The organism is Streptomyces sp. NRRL S-350, assembly GCF_000719705.1.
Lineage (GTDB): Bacteria > Actinomycetota > Actinomycetes > Streptomycetales > Streptomycetaceae > Kitasatospora.
In genome coordinates this window covers 1-20919 of sequence record NZ_JOHO01000073.1, presented here as the reverse complement: position 1 = coordinate 20919, position 20919 = coordinate 1, and the positions used below count along the sequence as shown (strand labels likewise).

General features: G+C 69.8%; 26 protein-coding genes. 13 read left to right on the top strand and 13 right to left on the bottom strand.

Features of this window, described 5'->3' with window-relative positions; all coding sequences use genetic code 11:
- Positions 1-4: 4 nt before the first annotated feature.
- The 3 genes from IF30_RS0135630 to IF30_RS0135620 all read right to left on the bottom strand — a co-directional run bounded on the left by IF30_RS0135630 (position 5) and on the right by IF30_RS0135620 (position 2727).
- Entirely contained in the window at positions 5-682 is a 678-nt protein-coding gene (locus IF30_RS0135630) for a hypothetical protein (protein ID WP_234322968.1), read from the bottom strand.
- A gap of 339 nt (positions 683-1021) precedes the next feature.
- The gene (locus tag IF30_RS0135625) at positions 1022-2137 is read right to left on the bottom strand and encodes a hypothetical protein (RefSeq protein ID WP_030246341.1); all 1116 of its coding nucleotides are present in this window, start codon (positions 2135-2137) and stop codon (positions 1022-1024) included.
- A gap of 206 nt (positions 2138-2343) precedes the next feature.
- The gene (locus IF30_RS0135620; RefSeq protein WP_051711918.1) at positions 2344-2727 is read right to left on the bottom strand and encodes a hypothetical protein; all 384 of its coding nucleotides are present in this window, start codon (positions 2725-2727) and stop codon (positions 2344-2346) included.
- Positions 2728-3052: 325 nt separating this feature from the next.
- Between IF30_RS0135620 and IF30_RS0135615 the strand changes: the two genes are divergently transcribed.
- The 3 genes from IF30_RS0135615 to IF30_RS0135605 all read left to right on the top strand — a co-directional run bounded on the left by IF30_RS0135615 (position 3053) and on the right by IF30_RS0135605 (position 5479).
- Positions 3053-3493, top strand: a complete 441-nt coding sequence (locus IF30_RS0135615) for a hypothetical protein (protein ID WP_030246338.1) — start codon at positions 3053-3055, stop codon at positions 3491-3493.
- A 254-nt stretch (positions 3494-3747) separates the two neighbouring features.
- Positions 3748-4137, top strand: coding sequence for a hypothetical protein (locus IF30_RS0135610; protein ID WP_030246336.1), 390 nt, complete (start codon positions 3748-3750; stop codon positions 4135-4137).
- Positions 4138-4258: 121 nt separating this feature from the next.
- Positions 4259-5479 (top strand): hypothetical protein, encoded by a 1221-nt coding sequence (locus tag IF30_RS0135605; RefSeq protein WP_030246334.1) that lies wholly within the window; start codon positions 4259-4261, stop codon positions 5477-5479.
- A 133-nt stretch (positions 5480-5612) separates the two neighbouring features.
- Here the strand turns inward: IF30_RS0135605 and IF30_RS0135600 are convergent, their stop codons facing one another.
- The 6 genes from IF30_RS0135600 to IF30_RS0135575 form a co-directional block, all read right to left on the bottom strand.
- Positions 5613-6017: a hypothetical protein gene (locus IF30_RS0135600; RefSeq protein WP_030246333.1), complete on the bottom strand. Its 405-nt coding sequence runs from the start codon at positions 6015-6017 to the stop codon at positions 5613-5615.
- The gene (locus IF30_RS44235; protein ID WP_051711916.1) at positions 6017-8404 is read right to left on the bottom strand and encodes a hypothetical protein; all 2388 of its coding nucleotides are present in this window, start codon (positions 8402-8404) and stop codon (positions 6017-6019) included. The genes IF30_RS0135600 and IF30_RS44235 overlap by 1 nt, the downstream gene beginning before the upstream one ends.
- Entirely contained in the window at positions 8401-10323 is a 1923-nt protein-coding gene (locus IF30_RS0135590; protein WP_030246330.1) for a hypothetical protein, read from the bottom strand. The genes IF30_RS44235 and IF30_RS0135590 overlap by 4 nt, the downstream gene beginning before the upstream one ends.
- Entirely contained in the window at positions 10323-11780 is a 1458-nt protein-coding gene (locus IF30_RS0135585) for a tyrosine-type recombinase/integrase (RefSeq protein ID WP_030246328.1), read from the bottom strand. The genes IF30_RS0135590 and IF30_RS0135585 overlap by 1 nt, the downstream gene beginning before the upstream one ends.
- 104 nt (positions 11781-11884) lie before the next feature.
- Positions 11885-12196: a hypothetical protein gene (locus IF30_RS0135580; RefSeq protein WP_030246326.1), complete on the bottom strand. Its 312-nt coding sequence runs from the start codon at positions 12194-12196 to the stop codon at positions 11885-11887.
- Positions 12193-12783 (bottom strand): hypothetical protein, encoded by a 591-nt coding sequence (locus IF30_RS0135575; protein WP_030246324.1) that lies wholly within the window; start codon positions 12781-12783, stop codon positions 12193-12195. The genes IF30_RS0135580 and IF30_RS0135575 overlap by 4 nt, the downstream gene beginning before the upstream one ends.
- 150 nt (positions 12784-12933) lie before the next feature.
- Here IF30_RS0135575 and IF30_RS0135570 point away from each other — a divergent pair, with 150 nt between their 5' ends.
- The 7 genes from IF30_RS0135570 to IF30_RS0135540 all read left to right on the top strand — a co-directional run bounded on the left by IF30_RS0135570 (position 12934) and on the right by IF30_RS0135540 (position 16423).
- On the top strand, positions 12934-13137 hold the full coding sequence (locus IF30_RS0135570) for a hypothetical protein (protein WP_030246322.1): 204 nt from the start codon (positions 12934-12936) through the stop codon (positions 13135-13137).
- Positions 13138-13149: 12 nt separating this feature from the next.
- Positions 13150-13986 (top strand): hypothetical protein, encoded by an 837-nt coding sequence (locus IF30_RS0135565; RefSeq protein WP_078891971.1) that lies wholly within the window; start codon positions 13150-13152, stop codon positions 13984-13986.
- A gap of 7 nt (positions 13987-13993) precedes the next feature.
- On the top strand, positions 13994-14446 hold the full coding sequence (locus tag IF30_RS0135560; RefSeq protein ID WP_030246319.1) for a hypothetical protein: 453 nt from the start codon (positions 13994-13996) through the stop codon (positions 14444-14446).
- Between the two features lie 62 nt (positions 14447-14508).
- Positions 14509-14874, top strand: coding sequence for a hypothetical protein (locus tag IF30_RS0135555; protein ID WP_030246317.1), 366 nt, complete (start codon positions 14509-14511; stop codon positions 14872-14874).
- Positions 14875-14906: 32 nt separating this feature from the next.
- Positions 14907-15194, top strand: coding sequence for a hypothetical protein (locus IF30_RS0135550; protein WP_234322967.1), 288 nt, complete (start codon positions 14907-14909; stop codon positions 15192-15194).
- Positions 15195-15359: 165 nt separating this feature from the next.
- The gene (locus IF30_RS0135545) at positions 15360-15914 is read left to right on the top strand and encodes an integrase (RefSeq protein WP_051711912.1); all 555 of its coding nucleotides are present in this window, start codon (positions 15360-15362) and stop codon (positions 15912-15914) included.
- Positions 15915-15991: 77 nt separating this feature from the next.
- Positions 15992-16423: a hypothetical protein gene (locus tag IF30_RS0135540; protein WP_234322966.1), complete on the top strand. Its 432-nt coding sequence runs from the start codon at positions 15992-15994 to the stop codon at positions 16421-16423.
- Between the two features lie 14 nt (positions 16424-16437).
- Here IF30_RS0135540 and IF30_RS0135535 read toward each other — a convergent pair whose 3' ends face one another.
- Positions 16438-16755, bottom strand: coding sequence for a hypothetical protein (locus IF30_RS0135535; protein WP_030246309.1), 318 nt, complete (start codon positions 16753-16755; stop codon positions 16438-16440).
- Between the two features lie 162 nt (positions 16756-16917).
- Positions 16918-17346, bottom strand: coding sequence for a DUF4240 domain-containing protein (locus IF30_RS0135530; protein WP_030246307.1), 429 nt, complete (start codon positions 17344-17346; stop codon positions 16918-16920).
- A gap of 46 nt (positions 17347-17392) precedes the next feature.
- Between IF30_RS0135530 and IF30_RS0135525 the strand changes: the two genes are divergently transcribed.
- From IF30_RS0135525 to IF30_RS45965, 3 genes are all read left to right on the top strand, one after another.
- The gene (locus tag IF30_RS0135525; RefSeq protein WP_158835746.1) at positions 17393-17725 is read left to right on the top strand and encodes a hypothetical protein; all 333 of its coding nucleotides are present in this window, start codon (positions 17393-17395) and stop codon (positions 17723-17725) included.
- A 58-nt stretch (positions 17726-17783) separates the two neighbouring features.
- A complete protein-coding gene (locus IF30_RS0135520) occupies positions 17784-18014 on the top strand; it encodes a hypothetical protein (protein ID WP_030246302.1) in 231 nt (76 codons plus the stop codon).
- A gap of 417 nt (positions 18015-18431) precedes the next feature.
- Positions 18432-19661 (top strand): pentapeptide repeat-containing protein, encoded by a 1230-nt coding sequence (locus tag IF30_RS45965; RefSeq protein WP_078891970.1) that lies wholly within the window; start codon positions 18432-18434, stop codon positions 19659-19661.
- 290 nt (positions 19662-19951) lie between these two features.
- Here the strand turns inward: IF30_RS45965 and IF30_RS0135505 are convergent, their stop codons facing one another.
- Positions 19952-20131, bottom strand: a complete 180-nt coding sequence (locus IF30_RS0135505; RefSeq protein ID WP_030246299.1) for a hypothetical protein — start codon at positions 20129-20131, stop codon at positions 19952-19954.
- 246 nt (positions 20132-20377) lie between these two features.
- Positions 20378-20632 (bottom strand): hypothetical protein, encoded by a 255-nt coding sequence (locus tag IF30_RS48275; RefSeq protein WP_158835743.1) that lies wholly within the window; start codon positions 20630-20632, stop codon positions 20378-20380.
- Positions 20633-20919: the final 287 nt, after the last annotated feature.

Genomic DNA, 20919 nt, shown 5'->3' with positions numbered 1-20919 from the left:
CTGCTCAGTGCACCGGAACAGGTGTCTCAGCAAGAACGCCGACGCCGCGAACTCGCATCGCCGCGGTCAGTGCGAGCGGACTGATGCCCAGGGCCGAGGCGATCTCGGGGGCCATGTCGAACGCCCGCCACTTCCACTCCTCCTCGGCATCGTCGTTGCGTGCGCTCTCGTCCCAGGCGGCCGGCAGACCCATCCGCTCCCGTTCGGCCTGTTCTTGCACGAGGGGTTGTCCCAGCGTGAGGAGTCCGTCGTCGACTTCGCCGGTCTCGCAGTACCGCCGCACCACGACTCCGTGCTCCGCGATCAGCCAGGCCGAGCCGTCGTTCTGTGTTCCGAAGTAGTACGCCTGGGCCACTCCGTAGCGGGCGCTGAGGTCGACACACAGTCGCAGGACCTCGTCGCTTCTGTCGCTGTTACACGGATCGCACCACGGGCCGATCACCAGAGTCCATCCGTCGATCTCGGGACTCACGTACACCCGGGCCATCCCGTCCGGATTGTCCTCAGCCTCTCCGTGGCCGTCCTCGTCGATGACAGCCTCAGCCTCGGCGAACGTCACAGGGACGGTGCGGGTAAGGCCCAGGGACGCGATGACGCCCGCTTGGTCGCCGGTCGGTACGGCGATCCAGTAGAGCCAGCACGTCGACAGCGGCCTTGGCAGGTCGTCCCTCGCGATTTCCACGACCACAGCCTGCCACTTCGGGGCCCGTTTGTTCGACGCCGGACGTTAAACGACAAGCTCAGGCACCGAGACTGCGTCGATAACGCTCACGAACTCCCTCAACACGGCAAGGCGCGCTTCCGGCCTCGTGACGCCGCCAAGCCACCCCGGGCGTTCCGCCTCCGGACTGTGCGATCGGATCGATCAGCGCACGCTGCACCACGATGGTGCGGCTCCCCGTGTCCGCCCAGGTCCGGCGGCATACGTGAACTACGGGGCGGGCGTAGCCGGCGAATGTCCTCGTCGCCGGCGGCAAGCCGCCGCCGCGCTTGTAGAAAAGTGCGGAGAGTGCCAACCCTCCTACCGTGTGATCGCCGAGCCGGAGCGCGCGGGCGCGAAGCCTCGTCTACAGGGCTTCTCCTCCGGGCTGCGCGGCGATGTCCTCGGCCCAGGCGATGGCGCGCTGCTCCTGGACCCAGGGGGCGACGTCGTCCAGGCGGTCCCGCAGTAGCACAACTTCCCGGCCTGAAAGGTACTCGACCGGATCGACTCCCCGGCGCTGCCCTGCCACGTGGTGGCCCACACGATGGTGTGGGCCAGCCGCCGGACCCGGCCGCGCTGGCGCAGCTCCTCAACCTTGGCGCGCAGGCTCCACAGCTCCCGCAGGTTCTCCAGCACCTGGTCGGTGGCGGAGAAGGACGGGCGGGTCCGCTCCAGCATGGCGGCGATCGTCTCGTCGTAGGTGCCGTTGAGCAGCGCGGAGACGGAGAGCAAAGGGAGGTCGAGGAGCGCGGTGCCGTCGGCCGGCTCGTCCAGCCCCTCCGTCGTAGCGGCATCCAGGAGCGCCGCCGACACCAGGAGCGCGGCCTTGCTCACGGTGTCTCCCGGGTCCGGACCGAGGTCCAACGGCTCCCACTCCCGGCGGCGGCACTCGGCGTGCCAGCGAACCAGCCGGTCGCCCCACACCACACAGCCGAACCACACGGAGGGGAACGCGATGTCCATGAACACCTCCGGGTCCCCTGTGGGCGTCGCGATGCGGAGGTCCCCGGCTGGCACCGTCACGGTCACCGCCCCATCCAGCCGGACCTGGTAAGCGCGAGGCAGACCGGGCTGGACGTCCCGGGCGTCGTGGTCCGGCTCCCAGGATGGAACGTCGACCAGTCCCGCCCGGCCCGCGTACTCCCCGCCGGTGATCCGGACGACGTCGTCCCGCCCCAGAGCACCGCGCTCGGCTGCCAGCGTCAGGGAGACCGCCTCGACCGCACCCATGAGCACGTCCACGCCTTCGCCACCGCGCATCCGCCCGTGCAGTCCGCCGTCCAGGTGCCACAGCAGCCGCCCCAGCGGCACCTCGTCCGGCCCGTTGCCGCTGAGGGTCTCCAGTGCGAGCGCCACGACATCGACCACCTCCGCCCGGGCATCCGTCGCGGCGATCTCCAGCGCCCGCTCGTACACCCGTCCCCGCTGCTCCACAGCCGTCCTCCAACCTGTCGGTCTGCGGATCGTCGCACACCCAGCGACAGCCCGGGACAGGAAGTGACAGGGCCTCAGCCCCACTGCCGCGCCGCCGAGGACTGAGCGGCCTGCATGTCCTCGGGCGAGCACGCAGGCGGCCACCGGGCCGCGTGATGGGCCTGTCCGCTATCCCCGCGCGAGCGCATGACCGACCGGGTCAGCGGCTACGCGAGCGCGGCGACGACTGCGAGGTCCCCGTCCTCCTGCGGAAGACGCTCCGCGGGTATGGCCGTCGCCGTGCTCACGCAGCCGTTCTCATCGGGCAGCCACAGGCGCGCCTCGCGCGGGCGGACGGCGCGGCCCCGGCCGGTGCACCGGGCGGTGACCGTCCGACGCTCCAGGGCACCGTAGCCGTCGCCAAGTCCCTGCCAGGACGAGTCGCCGACGGTCAGGCGCAGCTCGGCGGTGCCGGGCCAGGCGTCGACGGTCAGGAGGGTGGTCCCTGTGGTGCGCAGGCGTTGTTCGAGGCGGGCGAGCTGGCGCGGGACCGGGCGGCTGGTGGGACGCAGAATGATCGTCTCGCAGGCGTCGGCGAGGACGGAGGCCACTTCGGCCCACTGGTCGCCGGGTTCGTCGGCCAGGACGGTGCGCTCCCAGGGCAGGCCGTAGGCGCGGGCGGCGGCGAGGCCGAGGTTATGAACAGTTCGGCTGTCTCACGTGTGTATCTGTCTCAGTTCTCAAACGCCGTGGGTAGCGGAGGCGGGGTTGGATTGGTGGCGCCTGGTGTCTCAGATTTTCGTTGCAAGTTCGTGAGTCTGCCGGGCCGCCCAAGACCCGGATGAGTGAATGATCAGGTGTTTCCATCACCACGAGAATCCTTGGCCTCTAAGGTCAATTCCGTCTTTGTTCCGACTGAAGAAAGTCGAGGGGATCATGGCCAACGACCACGTGATCGTTCACGGTGAGCGCGGCTGTAAGGGCAAAAGCCAGACGTTGAAGCCCGGCGCCTACGACACCAGCGCGCTGGATGACAACGACTTCATCAGCTCGGTGACCATCCCGAAGGGGTGGACGGTCACGCTGTACGAGGACTCCAAGTTCGGCGGCCGTAGCAAGACCCTCACCGCGACGGGCGACGTCGGCGACGACTTCGACAACATCACCTCCTCCCTGACCGTCTCCAACCCCGACAAGGAGGCGGTCGTCAAGGTCGGCGACACCTACAAGGACGGCTCAGGCGGATCGATCACGATCGAGCAGAACGACGTGGACGTCGACGCCAAGTCCCTGCTCAAGCTGACCCAGCGGTTCCCTCCGAAGTTCGAGCAGGTCATGGTCCTGAGCTTCACCATGACGATCGACCAGCCCCTGTAGGGGATCCGGCCGCTCACCGTCGAGCCCCGCCGGCGATTGCGGCGGGGCTCGACGGTGTCCTGGAGAGCGAACATCCCCCCGTAGTGCAGCGCATATCGAAATACCAGGCAGTCAACGCGCGCTCGTGACACCACCCATTCGAATGGCCTCGCCGACGGATAGGGCGATTGCTCGTTCCCGCGACATATGGTTGTCAACGAACTATCAGGCAACGCAGCACGCCACGCCTGTGTCTCGATCGCAAAGGAACTGTCATGCGCCGTACCGCCGTTGTGCTCGCAGGATCCGCTGCCCTGTCGGTCGCCTTCACCCTCCAGGCCGCCGCCGCGCCGGCGGAGATCATCGCCCCCAACGCCAGGGCTGCCGCCGAGGTGGACTTCCACGGTGAGCTGCAGAGGCAAAAGAACGTGATCGACAGCTTCGAGAGCACCCACCGGGGCGTCTACTGCGTCATCGTCGACCCCGCTGCCGGCATCGACCTCTCCAGCGCCCTGATCCTCGCCAACGGCGGGGTCGGCACCACGAGCGTCGAGGCGGCAGGACGGCCCACCAGCTCGTGTGACAACCGCCGGGACGCGATCACCGTCGTCCCCGTCAACGACGGTCACCCCACTCCCGCCTCGTTCACCATCGCCGTCCTGTAGAGGGCGGGGACGAAGGAGTCCGCCTCCGGACGGGTGGTCCGTAGGCGGACTTCGCCGCTGTCAGCCGGGTTTGGGCACTGCGGTGAGCGCCCGGCGCCTTGGCCTCCTGAAAGGGACCGACATGAGTGCACCCACCGAACGGCAGGCCGCGGAAGCACTGCGGGCCGCGCCGCCCATCATCCTGGCTCCCGGCCCCAAGGAGCCCCCCACCCGCCTCCCGCCGCCGCCCGACGAGAAATGGAGCCTGCCCGGCGGCACCGCCTGGGTCTACTACGGCGACGGCAACAGCGCCCTGACCCGCCCCGTCATCGTCTCGGACGGCTTCAACACCGGGCCCAGCAGCCTGGAGTTCTCCTGGACCCACCTGGAGTTCGGCGACTACCCGTTCATCAGCGAACTGCGCCGGCGCGGCAGGGACTTCATCCTCCTCGGCTTCGACGAGCGCAGCGCGTCGATCCTGGAGAACGCGGAGGCCGCGATCGCGGCGATCAGGGAGACGGTCGCGCGGTGCGACGGCCCGCTGGCGGTCGGCGGCTTCAGCATGGGAGGTCTGGTCACCCGGTACGCCCTCGCCAAGCTGGAGAAGGAGGACAGGGACTTCGACCATCAGACGGCGGTGTACTGGTCCTACGACAGCCCGCACCGGGGCGCCTACATCCCCATCTCGCTCCAGGCGTTCGCGCACTACATCGCCCCGCTCGACCCCCGGTTCTCGGAGCAGATGAACAGTTCGGCCTCCCGCGAGCTGCTGTGGCGCCACATCGAGCACTGGCAGGACAAGCCCGGAGTCGACAAGCAACGGGCCGACTTCCTCGCGAAGCTGGCCGGGGTGGGCGACTGGCCACGCGTGCCCCGCCTCATCGGTGTCGCCAACGGCGTCGGCTCGGGCACCGGCAACGGCATCGAATCCGGTGCGACCGCCGTCCTGGGCACCGGGGAGTCCGTCACCGGCACCACCCTGCGCACCCAGCCGACGGGCGACGACTCCCTGGTCGCCACGCTGCGGGTCGTCACCGAGGAACGGCACGAGGCCCACGCCCCGGGCCTGCCCGCCGTCGACGGCGCCCCCGGCGGCACCCTGGAGGGCTTCGGGATCCTCGCCGACGCGCTCAACCAGATCCCCGCCCTCGCCGTCGAGAACCCGACCCGCTCGCACTGCTTCGTCCCGGCGGTCAGCGCCGTCGCCCTCCGGGACCTCGACTCCGACGACGCCCTGTACGGCGAGATCGACCCCTCGTCCGCCGACAGTGAACTGCACGAGTTCAAGCTCTCCTCCCGCAACCAGGAACACGGCAAGGTCACGGAGGAACTCTGTACCTGGCTCCTCGAAAGGCTCCCCTAGCGTCCGGTGCCCGGCCGGCTGGTCCGCGAAGCCGCGGACCAGCCGGCCGCGGCGTGGAGGCGACGGCGCGACACCTGTGGCGGCCGAGGCTGCCCGCGCCGGCGGTGAGCGCCCCGCCGCCCTCCGGGAGGGGTCAGCCGGGTTTCGGGACGGCGCTGAGCGTTCGGCCCGTGCGCCGGGCCCGTTCGTTCCTGAGCGCCTGGTTCTCGTGGTACAGGTTGGCGGTCACCGTGGCCAGGGCGTCGAGCTTGTTCTGCAGCAGGGTGACGTTCTGCTTCGACTCGCGCAGCTGGCGGCGGAGCTCGGTGATCTCCTCGTCGCGACGCATTTCGCCCGGGGTCCGCAGCAGGGGCCGGTCGACACGGGCGTGCCAGTCGGCGAGGACGGTGTCGGCGCGGTGGACGGTGGCGTGGCTGACGCCAGCCTCGCGGGCGAGGTTCTCCTTGGTGAGGGCGCCGTTGGTGCGCTCGGCCCGGCCCTCCAGCAGCCGGGCCATCGCCGCTCGGAGTTTGGCCTCGGTGGCGCGCGAGACGGGCATCAGACGTTCTCCTCGGTGTGGTCAAGCCGGTCGAACTGGGCGGTGACCGCGCGGACGTCGGCGAGGCGGTCCTCGATGAGCCGGCGGCGCGGGGCGGGTAGCTTGCCGGCCAGGCGCTGGGTGAGGTCCTGCTCTTCGAGGCGCCAGATCGGGGCGTGCTTGATCGTGAGGACGGAGTTGCGGCATCGGGCGGGCTGGCAGGCGCCGATCAGGGGCTGGTTGCCGCGCCGGTCTGCGGGCAGGGCGTTCTGGCACTCGGCGGTGGCCTGGTTCCACAGGCAGTGATTGATGGTGCCGAGGTGCAGGTCGGCGAACTCCTCCCGCAGGAGGCTGACTTCCAGGCGCTGGTCGGCGGCTGTGGCCCGTAGGACCGTGCCGGCAGCTTCAAGCTGGTTATTGACCTTGTCGAGGCCGGTGTGGAGGCGGTGGGCGCCGGGACCGATCGCCACCTGCTGGCCGTCACGGCGGGCGCGGAGCATGGCGACGAGGCGTTCGGCGGCGGCGGTGGCCAGTTCGGTGTTGAACTCCTTGGCCCACTGCTTGTCGGTCTGTCCGTAGGCGGCGGTGACGGCGTTGGCGAGGGCCCGGCGGGAGGCGTGCTTGAGCTGGAGGCCGTTGGCGATCTCCCCGTCCGGTTCGAGCCGGGTGATGACGGCCATGGTGCGGCGGAACATGTGCGGGCGTACGAGGGCGTCGGGGATGGGGTCGAGGCCGAGGGCCCGGGCGTCGCGATTGACGGCGGCGATGAAGTGGTCGATGTCCTGGCCCGCGTGGAAGCCCTGGCCGTCGTCGTGGCGGACGAAGCCGGGGTGGAGGGCGGCGAAGATGTGGGTCTCGTGCCAGGAGAGGCGTTCGGCCAGGGCGACGGCGCGGGCGACGGGTTCGATGATCCACCAGTGCCGTCGTGGCCGGCCGCGCTGGTCCTTGATCTGGGTGGAGGCGATCGCGGGCGCGCCGTAGTGCTGGATAAGGGCTCCGCGCTGGATCTCCTGGACTTCGCTGTCGCGCATCGCCGACAGGGCGGTGATGAAGATGTAGCAGGCGGCGCGGATCGTCCGCAGTTCATGGAGCTGGCGGTGGTGGTGCGGGGTGCGGCGGGCCGGGTCCTGGGCCACGGTGCGGACCTTGTCTACGCGTTGCAGGGCGGCGGGTCCGTCGGTGCGGAAGGCGCGTTCGCTGTAGCCGCCGTAGACGAGGGTCTCCAGCACGGCCCAGACCGGTTCGCCCGTCGGGCGGCCGCGGAAGGGGCGGGTGTGGACGGGGATCAGGTTGCCGCGGTTCGCGAGCCAGGCGTCCAGCCGCTCGTCGAGGGCCCGGCGGTGCTCGGCCTGGGCCTGTCCGGCGCGGGCCTTGTGCTCGGTGTAGTCCACGCCGAGGACGGTGCTGATCCTGCGCGCCGGCAGCACCACGGTGCGGCCCTGGGCGACGACGGCCTGCACCTTGGCCTTGCGGGAGCGGGCCCGGGGGGAGCCGGATTGAGGTTCGGTGAAGATCTGGATGGTCCTTCCGCCGGTGACCGCCAGGCTCAGCGGTCCCCAGGCCGGGGTGCCGACCGCGGCCCCGCTGTGGGGCCGGGCGTGGACGGGCACGAGGTTGGCCGGGTCGGCGAGCCACCGCTCCAGGAGTTCGTCCGTCGCTTCCGGATTCCGGCGGGCCGGCTCCAGAGGCGGGAGTGCGGCGATGCGTTCGGCCTCCGCTTCTCGGTGGTCCAAGACCTGTGGGCCGATCCGGTCGATGTAGGCCCAGGCGGCCCGTAGCAGCGGCCACCAGACGGCGGGCGGGATCGTGTCGGTCGACAGGGCCTTCGGCTTGGAGAACGCGGCGACCTGGTCGAGCGTCATCCCGGGCCACGGGTCCTGAAGGCCCTGGGCGAAGGTGAGGACGGGCGCGAGCTGGGCCAGGCGCTTGGCGACCTCTACGTACTGGCGCACCGTCGCGGGCCTCACCTGGACCACGCGTTCGTCGATGAAATCCTGCCAGTCGCTCTGCTGCCAGGCCCCGAGGTCACCCGGCAGGTTTCGGGTACTCGCCCAGCGGACGAGGTAGCGGAGCTTCTCGCACGTGGCGAACACCGTCCGCGGTGACCACTGCTCGATGCGCAGGAACAGCCCCGCCTCCCGTAGTGCCGTGTGGGTGGGGTTGAGCATCGCGAAGGCCAGCTCCCGCGCCGTCAGGTTCCACACCGCATCGGTGGGCAGGACGCACTTCCAGCGGGCCCGGACCAGGTTCGCGGGCTTCGGAAGGCAGTCGGCCGGCCACGCATCGGTGCGGCCGAACACCATGTCCAAGCCATCCATCAGCCGGCCGGGCATGGAGGCGTAGACGGGCTCGTCGTCCGCGAAGAACCGGGACACCAGCCTGGTGTGGGCGGGGGCGTGCTGGGTCATCGGTCGTACTCCGTTCGCATCCCCAGCGGAAGATCAAGGTCCACGGTGCCGGCGGCGATCTGCTCGCGGGCGGCGGGCAGCAGGTGCGCGCACTCCTCGAACAGCTCGGCCAGCACCCGGGCCTTGGCAGCCCAGTGCCGCTGCCACATCGGCGGGTCCAGACGCTCGCGCAGGCGCTCCACGTGGTCGGCGAACAGCAGCAGGCGGGGCAGCTGGGAGGTGAAAACCACCGCGTTCGGGCACACCAGGCACATCGCCGGCGCCACGTGACAGGGCCTTCCCGGGCCGGTGAACGGCGAGTTCTCCGGCTCCCGGCAGTTGGTGAGCCCCATGTCCAGCTCGCCGTCGCGCAGCTCCCGGCCCACCCGCTCGCTCACCCCCAGCGCCTCAGCGACCTGCGGCTCGCCCAGCAGCGGCTCGGCCTGCTCGGCGACCAGCACCGGGCCGGCGCCGAGGCGGTCGAACACCTTCTGCTGGGCCGCGTTGACCGCTCGGGCCGCGAGCACGTGGGCGGTCGTGCCGTGGGCGTAATGCCCGGCGAACACCCGCACGTGGTGGTCGTCGCTCGCCAGGTCCGACAGCGTCCCGCCGAGGACGGCGGCTTTCGCGGTTTTGGCGGTCTTACGCAGCCGCCGCACATCGTACGGGACGCTCACCTGGAGGCTGCGGGCGTGCAGCCAGTCGGAGAACCTGCGCCCGTCGGTGTCGAACGAGGCCAGCCCCGCCCGCAGGCTTCCCTTCTGGTCCACCTCGACTGCGGTGAACAGGAACGGCGCGCCGAACGCCTCGCGCGTGAGAGCGTTGACTTCCACCAGACGGCGCATCAGCCCCGGCACGTCCCACTGCCCGGCACCGTCGAAGACCGCCGTCGGCACAGACTCGCCGCCGACGGTACCGGCGGGGTGGAAGTCGGCGCGGATGCGGCGGGCGCGCGCCTTGCGTTGGACGACCCGGACGCCGTCGGCACTGAACTCCACATCGTCCAGGTGCAGGCGGTGCAGTTCCTCGGGGGTGCAGTCGGTCATGGCCAGCAGGAGCAAGACACGGAAGGGGTGGAGGTCGATCTCGCGGGGGTAGAGCATGCGGGCCGCGGCCAGGGCGAGGCGCCGTCGTCCGGGTGGGCGTCCGCCCGAGGTCTCAGTCAGGAGCTCGCGCAGCTCGTCGGGCCAGCGGTGAACGCGGCCCGGCAAGTGGTCGACGAGGGCCTTCACGCTGAGCAGGCCGTGGCGCGCCGCCCACAGTAGGTTCGCCGTCGCGTCCCAGCCGGCCTCGTGGGGGTCGTGGCCGGCCGAGAGGAGCTCCCGGCCCGCGGCCAGCCGTTTCTCCAGCGCGCGGATGTCGTCCATGGCCGCGGTGCGCATGGCCAGGCGCTCGGCGTTGGAGAACTCGTCCAGCACCTGGTCGGCGCGCTTACGCAGCACGCTCACACCGCGGACCCGCTCGCGCAGCCGATCCGAGACTCGCGGGTTGCGGGAGGCAGCGAGGTTGACCACGTTGAGCAGGGCACAGGCCAGGTGGTAGGGGCGATTGGACGACGGCGGATAGCGGCCCGGCAACTGCCGCTCCCACGCATAGACGGCCTCGGCCAGGTCCACGTCGGTGCTCTCCAGAGCCACCGCGGCCGGATCCTGGCCGAGCGAGGCGAGGTAGGGGCCGGCGAAGTCGCAGAAGCTGGCCACGGCGGTGCGGTGGTCGTAGCTGGCGACCAGCGCGTACGTCTTCGCGTAGTCGAGCCAGGCGTCCGCGAGCTGGGCGGCCAGCAGGGGGCAGGCGAACGCGGCCGGGTCGATCCGGACCTGGCGCTCGCGCTCGCCCTTGCCGAACTCGGTCCTGATCCGCACCCCGATCGCCGTGACCCGCTCCTGGCAGCCGGTGGTACCGGCCGGCGGCCGGCGAAGGCGCTCACCGCGACGCGGCATCAGGCCACCGCCCGGCTGGCCTCGCGCGCGGCGTAGTCCGCGAACGTGGTGTCCTGGTCGTTCCACTCACGAAGTGCGCGGGCGACCAGCTCGCTGGCGCGGCGGATGTAGCGCAGGTACCGCATCGTGGACTCCGGACGGCGGTGACCGAGCAGGAGCTGCACGCGCAGGAAGGCGTTGCGGTTCATGTGCTCGCCCAGGAGCACCGGCGCCCGTCCGCCGGAGCGCAGCTGCTCGGCGGCCTGCTCCAGGACGAGCTGGGTGAGCAGTTCCAGCATGAAGACCGCAAAGGTGTGGCGCAGGTCGTGGATGCGGATGTTGGACGGCATCTCCAGCTCCAGCCCCCACTCGGCGATCACCGCCTCGCAGCGGTCCTGTGCGGTGTCGAAGACCTGGTCCCAGCGCTGGCGGCCGATCATCCGCCCATGGCGGCCGACGAATAGGGCCATCGGCTCCAGCCCTCGTGTGCCCTCCATCACCGTGATCCGCCGTAGCGGCGCGCTCATCAGCCGCACCGCGAACGAGCGGCGCCGCCCGTGCAGCACCCCGCTCAGGCGCATGTGGCGAAGGTCGATGTCGTCGACGACGAACAGCTCCGCCCGGTGCCGCGCCAGCGCTGGCGCCGCGCGCCGCACCGCCTGGGCGCGCTCGGTGCGTCGGTACAGGTCGATCTCGCGAAGCGTGGCGTCCTGGATCTCCACTGTCCGCGGCAGCCCGTACTTGGCGGCCGCCTCCAGGTCCACCAGCCGTGCTCCGGCGTCCCGCCTCGGCCGGCCGACCTCGATGTCCAGCAGGCTGCTGAACTCGCGCAGGCGCATTCCCGTGCTGATCGCCAGCTCCGCCGCGCACGAATCACGCAACGGGTTACGGCCCCGGAAGGACGGGTCGAGCCCCCCGTCGGGCAGCAGCCCCCGCAGCCCGACGTCCTTCAGGAACCGCCACTGCTCGAACGTCAGGTGCCGCACGTCCAACTGCGACACCGCACCCCACGCCAGCACGTCCCGCCCGCCCCGGCGCCGGTGATAGGGACGCCGCTCCAGCAGTCCCTCCTCCACCGCCCAGGAGTAGAGGTTGCCGATCGCCGTCCGGCGGCGGCGCCACGACGCTGGACTCAGCGGCGCCTCCTGATGGCGGGTGCGGTCGTCCCGGTAGGCGACCAGGTCGTCCTCGCACGCCGACAGCAGATCCACCGCCGGGTCCAGCCCGCCCAGGAAGTCGGCCACGTCCAGCAGATCGTAGGTGTAGTCCCTCAGCGACGACGCGGCCAGCGTCTTCGCCTCCGAGCGGAAGAACGACGACAACGGCTCCGCTGGCCGCATCCCCTCGTCCACGAAGAACGGGGTTCCCTCCGGCAACGCCCCGGGACGGGTCACGTACGCCACCGCGTCGAGATCAACACCCGGCACCGGCTCGTAAAACCGGCGCACCACGTCGGTTGATGTGAAGAAGTAGTCCATCGGCCACGCTCCGTGAGACATCCACAACGCGGGCACCATAGCGGCCAACGAACCCCGCCCAAGACCACCCTTACGGCGGCCTGAGACACCGGTGAACAGTGGACCTAACCTGCATCGGGCCAGCCGATGATCGCCGTCCAGAGGGTGTCGGACGTGGTGGCCGGTCCCGCCGCGGTCGCGAGGAGCAGGCCGGCGTCCAGGACCTCGACGACGACGCCCTTGGGTAGGCGGCCGTCGGGCAGCAGCGGCTCCAGGGCGGGCAGGACCGGCCGGGTCGCGGATTCGACCCGGGCGCGTCGGGCGGCCGGACTGGTTTCCTCCAGGAGACCGGCCAGCCTCAGCCGGCGTTGCGTGTCCGCATCGGGAGCGGGCAGCGCTGCGGCCTGAGAGGTGCCCGAGACAGCGGCGACACTCACGCGCCCTCTCCCTTCCCGGCCGGCGGCTCCGGGGACACGGCGGCGCGGTCTTCTTCCCGGGGCACGACGCGCACCGCGGCCGGGTCGTAGAGCGCCCAGGCGCGCTGGCGATCCTCGCCCCAGCGCACGTCGGCGATCCAGGGCACGTCCGGGCCCGGGCGCCGGCGGGCGGTGACCAGAGCCGAACTCCAGGTGCCCTCGATCCGCAGCCAGGCCAGGCGCCAGCACCGGTCCGCCCCATCGGGATCGGGGGTGCCCGTGAGTTCGCGCGGCACTGTGATCGCGTCCCGCCAGACGCCGTGGAACGGGGCCCGGGCGGGGGCCGGGTCGTCCGGCTCGGGCAGTGGCCGGATGGCCGTCTCCGAGAAGACGAACCAGCCCCAGGCCTCGGCGTCGCCCTCATCCGGCGCCCAGCGCACGTGGACCACCCACACGGCGGAACCGGGCGGGCGCCGCCACACTGTGAGCATCGCCGGCCGCCACCGGCCGCCCCGCCGGATCTCCACCAGCCTCCAGCGCCGGATGTCCCGGGAGGGGCCGGGCAGAGACATCAGCTCGCGGGGCGCGTACTCGGCATCGCCCGGCATGCCGGCCGTGCGTACGGAGCGGGAGAGCGGGACAGCGGACGTCTTGGGAACAATTGCTCGACAAGCGGTTCGAGTGATCAAACGTCAGCTCCGCCCACCGCCGACGCGGCCTACCGTGGAGGAGAGAAACCCGCCGGCCGGAGGTGCAGCATGGCCGAGACCGTGACGATGGCCTGCGAGGCCTGTGGCCGCACCACGGCCTGGAACCCCTGGGGCGCGTGCTCGTTCGAATGCTTCGACCGGGAACGCCCCACGAAGGAGGAGCAGCAGGCCATGGTCGCCAGCGCTCCCGAGGCGCTCGCGTACTTCCTCGGCCTCGGTCCGGGCCGACTCGTGGACGACGGCGGGCAGTAGGGCGGTGGATGCATGCCGCACACCAGGAGCCCCGTGCTGCTGCGCCCGCCGGTGGAGGTGATGCAGCCCGTGCCGGTCCCGGTGCTGCCGGCGGAGGACGCGCTGCCGGGCGGCACCCAGTACACGATCAAACTGGACGGCATCCGGGCGACCGCTCACATACTGGAGGGCCATGAGGTCCGGCTGGTGTCACGGCGCGGCAACGAGCTCGGCGACCGGTTCCCCCAGCTGCCGCCGGCGCTGGCCGTGCTCCCCGTCGGCCTGGTCCTCGATGGGGAGATCGTCGCGTACGAGCGCACGGGCGCCGGCCCGGGCAGGCTCGACTTCACCGCGCTGCTGCGCTCCCCCAGGGGGCGGGCCGCCGCCGGCACGCAGGTGCTGTACGTCGCCTGGGACGCCCTGGCGCTGCCGGGACGCGACATCCGGGACCGGCCCCTGCGAGAGAGGTGGCAAGCGCTGGAGATGGCACTCACCGGAGCCCGGCCGCCCCTGCAGCTCTGCATGGCGACCACCAGCCGCACCGAGGCCGCCGACTGGTACCGCGGCCTCCAGCCCCTCGGGATCGAGGGGATCGTCGCCAAGGGACTGGACACCCCCTACCGCCCCACCCACGGCGCCAGCGCCTGGTTAGTTGACTGCACTAACTCGTTGCCCATGGTGTGGTCTTCAGTGAGGAAGGCAGGCCTTGGCCCGGCTCGCCGCCCAGCACGAGGAGATCCTCCACCTCCGCAGGTCGGCGGCGACGGTCAGCGGCGTGACACGCCTCCCAACAGCCCGAACCACGACGATCGGATCCTGCAGTTAGGCAATCGTCCCGACCTGCGGCGCCGTCAGCAGCGGATGCGATGATCTGCCCATGGGTGTTCTCTATGGCTACTTCGCCGCCGCTGATGACGACGACGCTGTTCGAGCCGTCGTCCGAGACGACGGTGAGCCCAGCGGGACCGGCTATGACCAACTGGTGATCAAGGGCATCGATCCAGTGGTGGAGCTGACGCCCGCCGAGGCACTCATGACAGGACGGTCCGCCGCCGATGTCCAGTCCGACCCCCGACACGGCAGCCTCATCGGGATGCTGGGGGACGGCGAACTGGTGGCGGTGTCGCTGACGGATGCCTTCCGGGACGCGCTCGCGACCTGCGAAGCCACGTCTTTGCGCGACATCGCCTCCAGCTGGTCGAGCACCGAGGGCGTCTTCTCCTACCCGGCTGATCCCGAGAATCTCGCCAGCTTCCTGGAACAGCTGTCCGAACTTGCCGGCCGAGCGGTCGCCCGAAATGCCCACCTCTACTGCTGGATCTGCCCCTGACCCCGTCGCCGCCCGGACAGGCCCGCGAGACCGCGACCCCGATCACGAGAGAGAACGGACTCATGACCAGTCTCATCGAAATGAGCGAACGCGAGTACTTCTCCAACGTCGGCAAGCGGCCCGGGATGTTCGTCGGCCGCCCTTCCTTCCACGCGCTGACCGCGTTCCTCACCGGATACGACCAGAACGCGGCACGGCACCGGTCTCCAGGACTGGCGGGATGGCGCGAGTGGCTTGTCGCCCGGCGAGGACAGGACTGCAACCACGCATGGCCCGGTCAGGTCCTGCACATCGCCCTTCCCCATGGCTGGGACAATCCCTGGGACCTTCCGCCCGAGGACGAAGCCCGCGCGATCGAGGTTCTCTTCCAACTGCTCGACGAGTTCCTTGCGGACCGCGAGAACAACGAAGAAACCCAGGTCACCTGAGCATCAAAGCACCAGTATCCAGGAGGGATCCCATGTTCGACGACGTTCACGGCCTCACCCCTGACCGAGCCGCCCTCCTCACCTCTCTGGTCGAGCAGAGCCTTCCACTGCTCGACCAGGAGCACGGAATGGAGGCCGTCCAACGCTTTCTGCACAGTCAGGAGGCCAGCGTCATCGACTCCATCGTCATCACCCGCGAACTGCTCGGCGCAGGCCAAGGATCCCTCGGGATGGCGAAGGAGATCGTACTCACGAGTGCAGCCCGGACCACCGAGCTGAGGGAACATCAGCGGCTCGTCGAGGGCGTCGAGGAAGCGTGATCAGCACGGTTCAGGGGCGTCACCCAGAAGTGTGGCCTGCCTCACATCTGGGTGGCCGCAATGCAACACGGCCCGGAAGAAGCGTGGCGAATGCCCCCTCCGAGTCCCGCCAGCCCAAAAGCAACACGGGCTGATCCGCACACGGCCTCTGCGGACACAAGCCATTTGTTCGCCACCGACCTGGTCAACAACGGCGTGCCCATCCACATCGGGGCGGCACTGCTCGGGCACCTCAGCCTCCAGACCACCGCTGGCTACGTCGCGGTGTTCAACGACGACGTCGTACGGCACTACCAGCACTTCCTCGACAACCGCCGCAGACTGCGTCCCGAGGGCGAATACCGGTCGCCCACCAGCACCGAGTGGAGCGAGTTCGAGGAACACTTCGACACTCGCAAGGTCGAGCTCGGCACCTGCGGCCGCCCATACGCGAGCAGCTGCCGCCATGAACACGCGTGCATCCGCTGTCCCGTCCTGCGTGTGAACCCGCAGATGATCACGCGCCTGGAAGAGATCGAGACCGACCTCCTCGCCCGCCGTGCCCGCGCCAAGGCCGAAGGCTGGCTCGGCGAGATCGAAGGCATCGAGCTGACGCTCACACTGCTACGGCAGAAGCACGCAGAAGCAGTGCGCTTGGCCGAGGTACCCCGACCGGTTGACCTGGGCATCCCAACCCCGAGGCCCGCGGGCCTCGGGAGAGGCGATCAGGCCGTCGACTGAACCGATGTCGGCGTACTCGCGTGCAGAGCATCGCGGGGCCCTGATGGCTGCGGCTCGCCTTTCGAGATGATGGGGTGGTGGATCTTCGCTATTTCAATCAGACCGGTTGGACGGCCATCTTCAACGGCACCGAGACCGAGATCGGCCGCATGGTGCGTGTGGAGGGCTGGGACCCGACTACCGGAACAGCTTTGGTGGTCGACCGGAAGCGAGGTGCCCTGCGCCTGGTCACCGACTACGAGGACTTCTCCCATCTGGAGCCGGCGGACCAGGTCGTCGCCGCAGTGCCCGGCGGAGGATGGCGGGCTCACTGGACGGACCAAGGCCCTGGCGGGACGCCGCTGACCGAGCAGGTCCTCGCGTGGCTGATCACATCAAACGGGCGGGCGACAGCCATCACGGTCGATGGGTTCGGGCATGTCGAGGATGCCGACAGCGCCGACACATTCATCCCGCCGGGCGAGGAGCTAGAGCTATCTGTGGAGGACCGATCAGGCGGCGCCGCCTGACGGCCTGATAGGCACTACTCGCTTCGAGCCCTGTCGAGCTCGGCCGCCCGCACGGCTGTCCCGTGCAAGTGAGCGAAGTACTTGGCTGCGTACTCGTCATCAGCAATGGACGGAAGGATCTTTCCAAGAACCCCAGTGCGTGCCCGCAGGATGTCGCGGCGCCGGTCATCCAGGGGACCGTCCAAGGCCGACGCGATACAGCCGGCGAGCGTCGAGTCCATCATCACCATGCACTCACCCTCGGGCTCTCGCTGGTAGAAGCCCGGAGGAAAGCGCATGGCCCTGAACTCGTCCCACAGCCGGGTCAGCTGATCTAGCTTCGCTTCTGCCATGCCCGCGATCATCCCTCACGATCGGGTGCCACGGGAAACGTGTTCCCCGACCCACACGGTGCTCTGCTTCCGGCTCTCGGCGATATCCTTCGCAAGCAGCTCTGCACGTTCGCTCGTACGCCGACACCGATGCTGGTGCCGACACCGACTCCGGTGCAAGCCTCAATCAGCCCAGCCTTCTGTGTTCGAGCAGGACTCGTAGGAGTAGCGGGTATCGCGGTCCCACTCCTCACCAGTGATGCGTCTGTATGCCTGGTCTGGTGCGTAGAGGATCGGTTCGGCCCAGACGAGGTCCGTAGCGTAAGGAGTGAAGACCGCAGGGTCCTGGAGGACGCTGTCGAATACGGTGCGGCCTGCAGCGACAACTGCGGCACGGGTGTAGAGGAAGGCGTCATCGGACAGGTCGTGTCCGTACTCCTTGCGGTCCAGCCGGTAGAGCGCCCAGGACAGCTGTTCGGCAAAGCCGATCACCAGAGACACCGAGGACTGGGCAAGCCGCTCGGTCAGCGCAGCTGCAAGGAGCACGGCATCAGGGTTGTCCTCCGTGGGCCTGCAGTCCTCGATGAGCTGCCAGAAGGCGTCTTCGTTCATGCTGCCGAGCATGACGTAGGGATCTGACAGACCTGCGCCAGCGCCGGTGCTTGATCTCAGCGCGTTGGTGCAGTTAAGGCAGAAGATCCGCCACAGCGAGACCACCAACGCCCAGCTGCTCGCCGTCACCGGAACCCCCCGGCGCCCCCAGGCCCTGCTGGTGCGCCTGCCCGACGGCAACACCGCCGTCACCACACCCCGCCTCACCCCCGTCCAGGCCCTGCCGATCGCCGACGTGCTCGCCGGACGGCTGGAGCCGGGCCCGCCGGACACCGCCTCCACGTGGACCGTCACCGGCGAACCCCCGCTCGTCGAGGTCACCGTCGGCAGCGGCCGACACAGCACCGTCCGCTACGTCCGCCTGCGCCCGCAGGAATAGAAGCGCGGACGCCGTCCCGGGGCGTCGGCCGCCCGGGCGTGCGCTCTACGATGGGCCGGTGTCCGACACCGATTTCCCCGCCGACCTGCTCGACCTCCAGCGCCGCTGGTACGCCGCCGAGTCCGACTGGGCCGCCGACCCGACCGAGGAGAAGCGGGCCGCGTTCGCCACGGTCAGCGCCGAGCTCTACGCCCACCCGTACTGGGCCGCGGCGGGAAACCGGCACGAGGCGGAGATGAAGCTCAAGCGGGCCGCCCGGACGGACACCGACCAGCAGCCGGCGCCCTGACCCGCTTCTTCGGCACGGAGACTTCCAGGCCTTGTTCAGCCGAGGCGCAGCAGATGCAGCAGGGCGTGGGTGAGTCCGCTCGCCAGGGTCGTCACGACCGCACCGCCGGCCGGACCGGCACGGCCGCTGGTCGCCGACCCCACTGGCGAGAGTACGAACGCGACCGCCGCGAACTCACCGACCACCCCATGGCCAAGGTCGTCTCCCGGCAGACGCGCGCCGCAAACGCGTCCACCGCGATCCGGGAGCGATAAGACCGGGGGCCCTTTGCCAGACCCAGACCGCAAGGCGGAAGTCCCGGCGCCGGTCGGTGTGCCGGGCATATGTGCTGGCGATACTCCTCGATCTGAATGACAGCGGAAACTCAACCCGGCACGCCGCCCGGATTGTGCCTGGCAGCCCACCTACCGTGCCGCCATGACGACACTGGCCAGCCTCCTCGACTACGCCAGCCTCGTCCCCAGCCCAAGTGCCTCACCCTCACAACCACCAAGTCAGAGCACCAGCCCGGGCAGCCCGCTGTGGGCTGTACTCCTCGTGGGCCTCGGTGGTGCCTTGTTCGGCGGTGCCGGAGCATTCGCCGGCGCCTGGCGCTCCTCACGAGCCCTCCGCCAGAACACCGAAAACACCCTGGAACACGAACGAACCCGTCTACTCAACGAGCGCTTCAACACTGCAGCCGAACTCCTCGGCCATCGAGAGGCAGCCTGCCGCCTCGCTGGCGTCCACGCCATGGCCGGACTCGCCGACGACTGGGCCGAACGCCGACAAACCTGCCTTGACGTCCTCTGCGCCTACCTCCGCATGCCCTACTCGCCACCACCCGAAGACGACGCACCAGCCGAACAGCATCTGGACTGGCAAGCCAACCGCGAAATCCGCCACACAGTCATCAGAGTCATCCGAGACCACCAACAACCCCGGTCCGCAACATCCTGGGACGGACACGACTACGACTTCACCGGCACCGTTTTCGACGGCGGAGACTTCAGTCGAACCCGATTCACCGGCAACGTGAGTTTCAACGGTGCCGAGTTCGCAGGCGGCACCGTGAGCTTCGACAACGCCGAGTTCACCGGCGGCACCGTGACCTTCGACAACGCCAAGTTCACCGGCGGCACCGTGACCTTCGACAACGCCGAGTTCACCGGCGGCACCGTGACCTTCCACCGCGCCGAGTTCACTGGCGGCACCGTGACCTTCTTCCGTAGCAAGCTCGCCGATGGCACGATGCTCTTCGACTTCGCCAAGTTCACCGGCAGCCTGGTGCTCTTCGACTCCGCCGAGCTCGCGGGCGGCATGATGCGCTTCCGCGGCACCAAGTTCACCGGCGGCATCGTGAACTTCGGCGGCACCAAGTTCACCGGCGGCATCGTGAAGTTCCGCGGCACCGAGTTCACCGGCGGCATGGTGACCTTCGGAGATGCCAAGTTTGCGGGCGGCCTCGTGGACTTCAAGAGCGCCAAATTCGCCGGCAGCCTCGTGACCTTCCACCGTGCCGAGTTCACCGGCGGCACAGTGAAACTGAGGCTCGTGATGTCGTGGGCGGTGCCGCCCGTGTTCGACAATGAGGCCTTTCTGCATCCACCCGCCGGGCTGCAACTACCAGAGCACCCTGGGAGCGCGGGAGGGCCAGCCGCCAGCTGAACGGGGAGCCTAGGAGTCGCGGCGGCCTGTGATGAAACACCAACGGCTCCTGATGCCGGCACCCCATCAGACGCCGGGAAGAAGGTGGAGGCCGAGCGCCGCACACCAGCCGTGAGCTGACCTCGTTCAGGGTCTGCTGAGCGTGGGTCGCAAGCACGATCCTGCCACGGGGACCGCCCTGAACGGCGAGTCCGTCGCTCCGCCCGCCATCACCGGCATCCCTGGCAACGCCTGATCCGCCCCATCCCTTGACGGGCAATGGACGTGGGGCCGAGACCGTCCTTCGCGCTCTATCCCTCGACCTCCGGGCGATCGAGGTCGTCGTACAGGCCTGCGTCGGCATTCAGTCGCAGGGTGCCCGCCACCGCCCGGAGCTGTCCGGTGTCGATCCGCACGCCCGCCTCGATGCTCTCCGCCAGCTCGTACAGGTAGGCCACCACCGACCTGATCCCCTCAGCCCTGCTGGTCATCAAAACCTCCTCTTGCGAATGCGAGGTTCGATTTTCGCGCCCCCAGTCGAACCGGCGCCTCCGATCCTCCGAGTCGGGGACAGCATGGTCGTCCGGCCACTACGATCCGGATCCCCAGGGATGAACCTCAGCCAGCCCCCGGCCCTGCCGCTGTGGGCAGCGCGGTCGCGGTCGGCGCGCCCAGACGGCACGGGATCGGGCTGACGAAGGATCGCTCAGCGGACAAGCGCCAGGCCAGCGTGGCGGTCACCGGGGTGCGGTGCCGCCGGTGTGGGCGAGCCCGCCGTCACCCAATGGCCGGCGCCCTGGGCCCGCGGGGTGCTCCGCCGGGTCCTGGCCTACCGGGTCGGGGGCGGCAGGGGCGTGGTCTTCAGGAACGGAGAAGGGGGAGCGTTCCACCGGCAGCAGGCGTTCGCCGAGCGGCTGGTCGGCCGCTGCGTCGTGGTGGGAGAAGGGCTGCGACAGTGGGCGTCGCACCGGACGGCCGGAGTGATCAGTCATGGCTGAGAGTCTGTCACCCGGTTCGCTTGGCATGCGGGCCCGGAGCGGAAGCGCGGCCCGGCCGGGCTCCGCGGAAGCAGGGGGGTCCGCGGGGCCCGGCCGGTGGGAGGCCAGCCGCGCCGTGGGGGTGGCGTGGCTGCGCCGGCCGGCGGCCCGGTGGTGCTCTGGTGGGCCGCCGTGCGGGAATGCTAAGGGTTGTCCCGTAAATGATCTTCGAGCCGTCAGATGCGGCACCGGTACGGCGCCGATCACCAGCCGGGCCGACGGCATCCTCGGGCATGGCGGGC

Bases quoted from the DNA above. Each gene is read 5' to 3' on its own strand.
- IF30_RS0135615 (WP_030246338.1), top strand. From the start codon at position 3,053: ATGGCCAACGACCACGTGATCGTTCACGGTGAGCGCGGCTGTAAGGGC.
- IF30_RS0135610 (WP_030246336.1), top strand. From the start codon at position 3,748: ATGCGCCGTACCGCCGTTGTGCTCGCAGGATCCGCTGCCCTGTCGGTC.
- IF30_RS0135605 (WP_030246334.1), top strand. From the start codon at position 4,259: ATGAGTGCACCCACCGAACGGCAGGCCGCGGAAGCACTGCGGGCCGCG.
- IF30_RS0135600 (WP_030246333.1), bottom strand. From the start codon at position 6,017: ATGCCCGTCTCGCGCGCCACCGAGGCCAAACTCCGAGCGGCGATGGCC.
- IF30_RS44235 (WP_051711916.1), bottom strand. From the start codon at position 8,404: ATGACCCAGCACGCCCCCGCCCACACCAGGCTGGTGTCCCGGTTCTTC.
- IF30_RS0135590 (WP_030246330.1), bottom strand. From the start codon at position 10,323: ATGCCGCGTCGCGGTGAGCGCCTTCGCCGGCCGCCGGCCGGTACCACC.
- IF30_RS0135585 (WP_030246328.1), bottom strand. From the start codon at position 11,780: ATGGACTACTTCTTCACATCAACCGACGTGGTGCGCCGGTTTTACGAG.
- IF30_RS0135575 (WP_030246324.1), bottom strand. From the start codon at position 12,783: ATGCCGGGCGATGCCGAGTACGCGCCCCGCGAGCTGATGTCTCTGCCC.
- IF30_RS0135570 (WP_030246322.1), top strand. From the start codon at position 12,934: ATGGCCGAGACCGTGACGATGGCCTGCGAGGCCTGTGGCCGCACCACG.
- IF30_RS0135565 (WP_078891971.1), top strand. From the start codon at position 13,150: ATGCCGCACACCAGGAGCCCCGTGCTGCTGCGCCCGCCGGTGGAGGTG.
- IF30_RS0135560 (WP_030246319.1), top strand. From the start codon at position 13,994: ATGGGTGTTCTCTATGGCTACTTCGCCGCCGCTGATGACGACGACGCT.
- IF30_RS0135555 (WP_030246317.1), top strand. From the start codon at position 14,509: ATGACCAGTCTCATCGAAATGAGCGAACGCGAGTACTTCTCCAACGTC.
- IF30_RS0135550 (WP_234322967.1), top strand. From the start codon at position 14,907: ATGTTCGACGACGTTCACGGCCTCACCCCTGACCGAGCCGCCCTCCTC.
- IF30_RS0135535 (WP_030246309.1), bottom strand. From the start codon at position 16,755: ATGGCAGAAGCGAAGCTAGATCAGCTGACCCGGCTGTGGGACGAGTTC.
- IF30_RS0135530 (WP_030246307.1), bottom strand. From the start codon at position 17,346: ATGAACGAAGACGCCTTCTGGCAGCTCATCGAGGACTGCAGGCCCACG.
- IF30_RS45965 (WP_078891970.1), top strand. From the start codon at position 18,432: ATGACGACACTGGCCAGCCTCCTCGACTACGCCAGCCTCGTCCCCAGC.
- IF30_RS0135505 (WP_030246299.1), bottom strand. From the start codon at position 20,131: ATGACCAGCAGGGCTGAGGGGATCAGGTCGGTGGTGGCCTACCTGTAC.
- IF30_RS48275 (WP_158835743.1), bottom strand. From the start codon at position 20,632: ATGACTGATCACTCCGGCCGTCCGGTGCGACGCCCACTGTCGCAGCCC.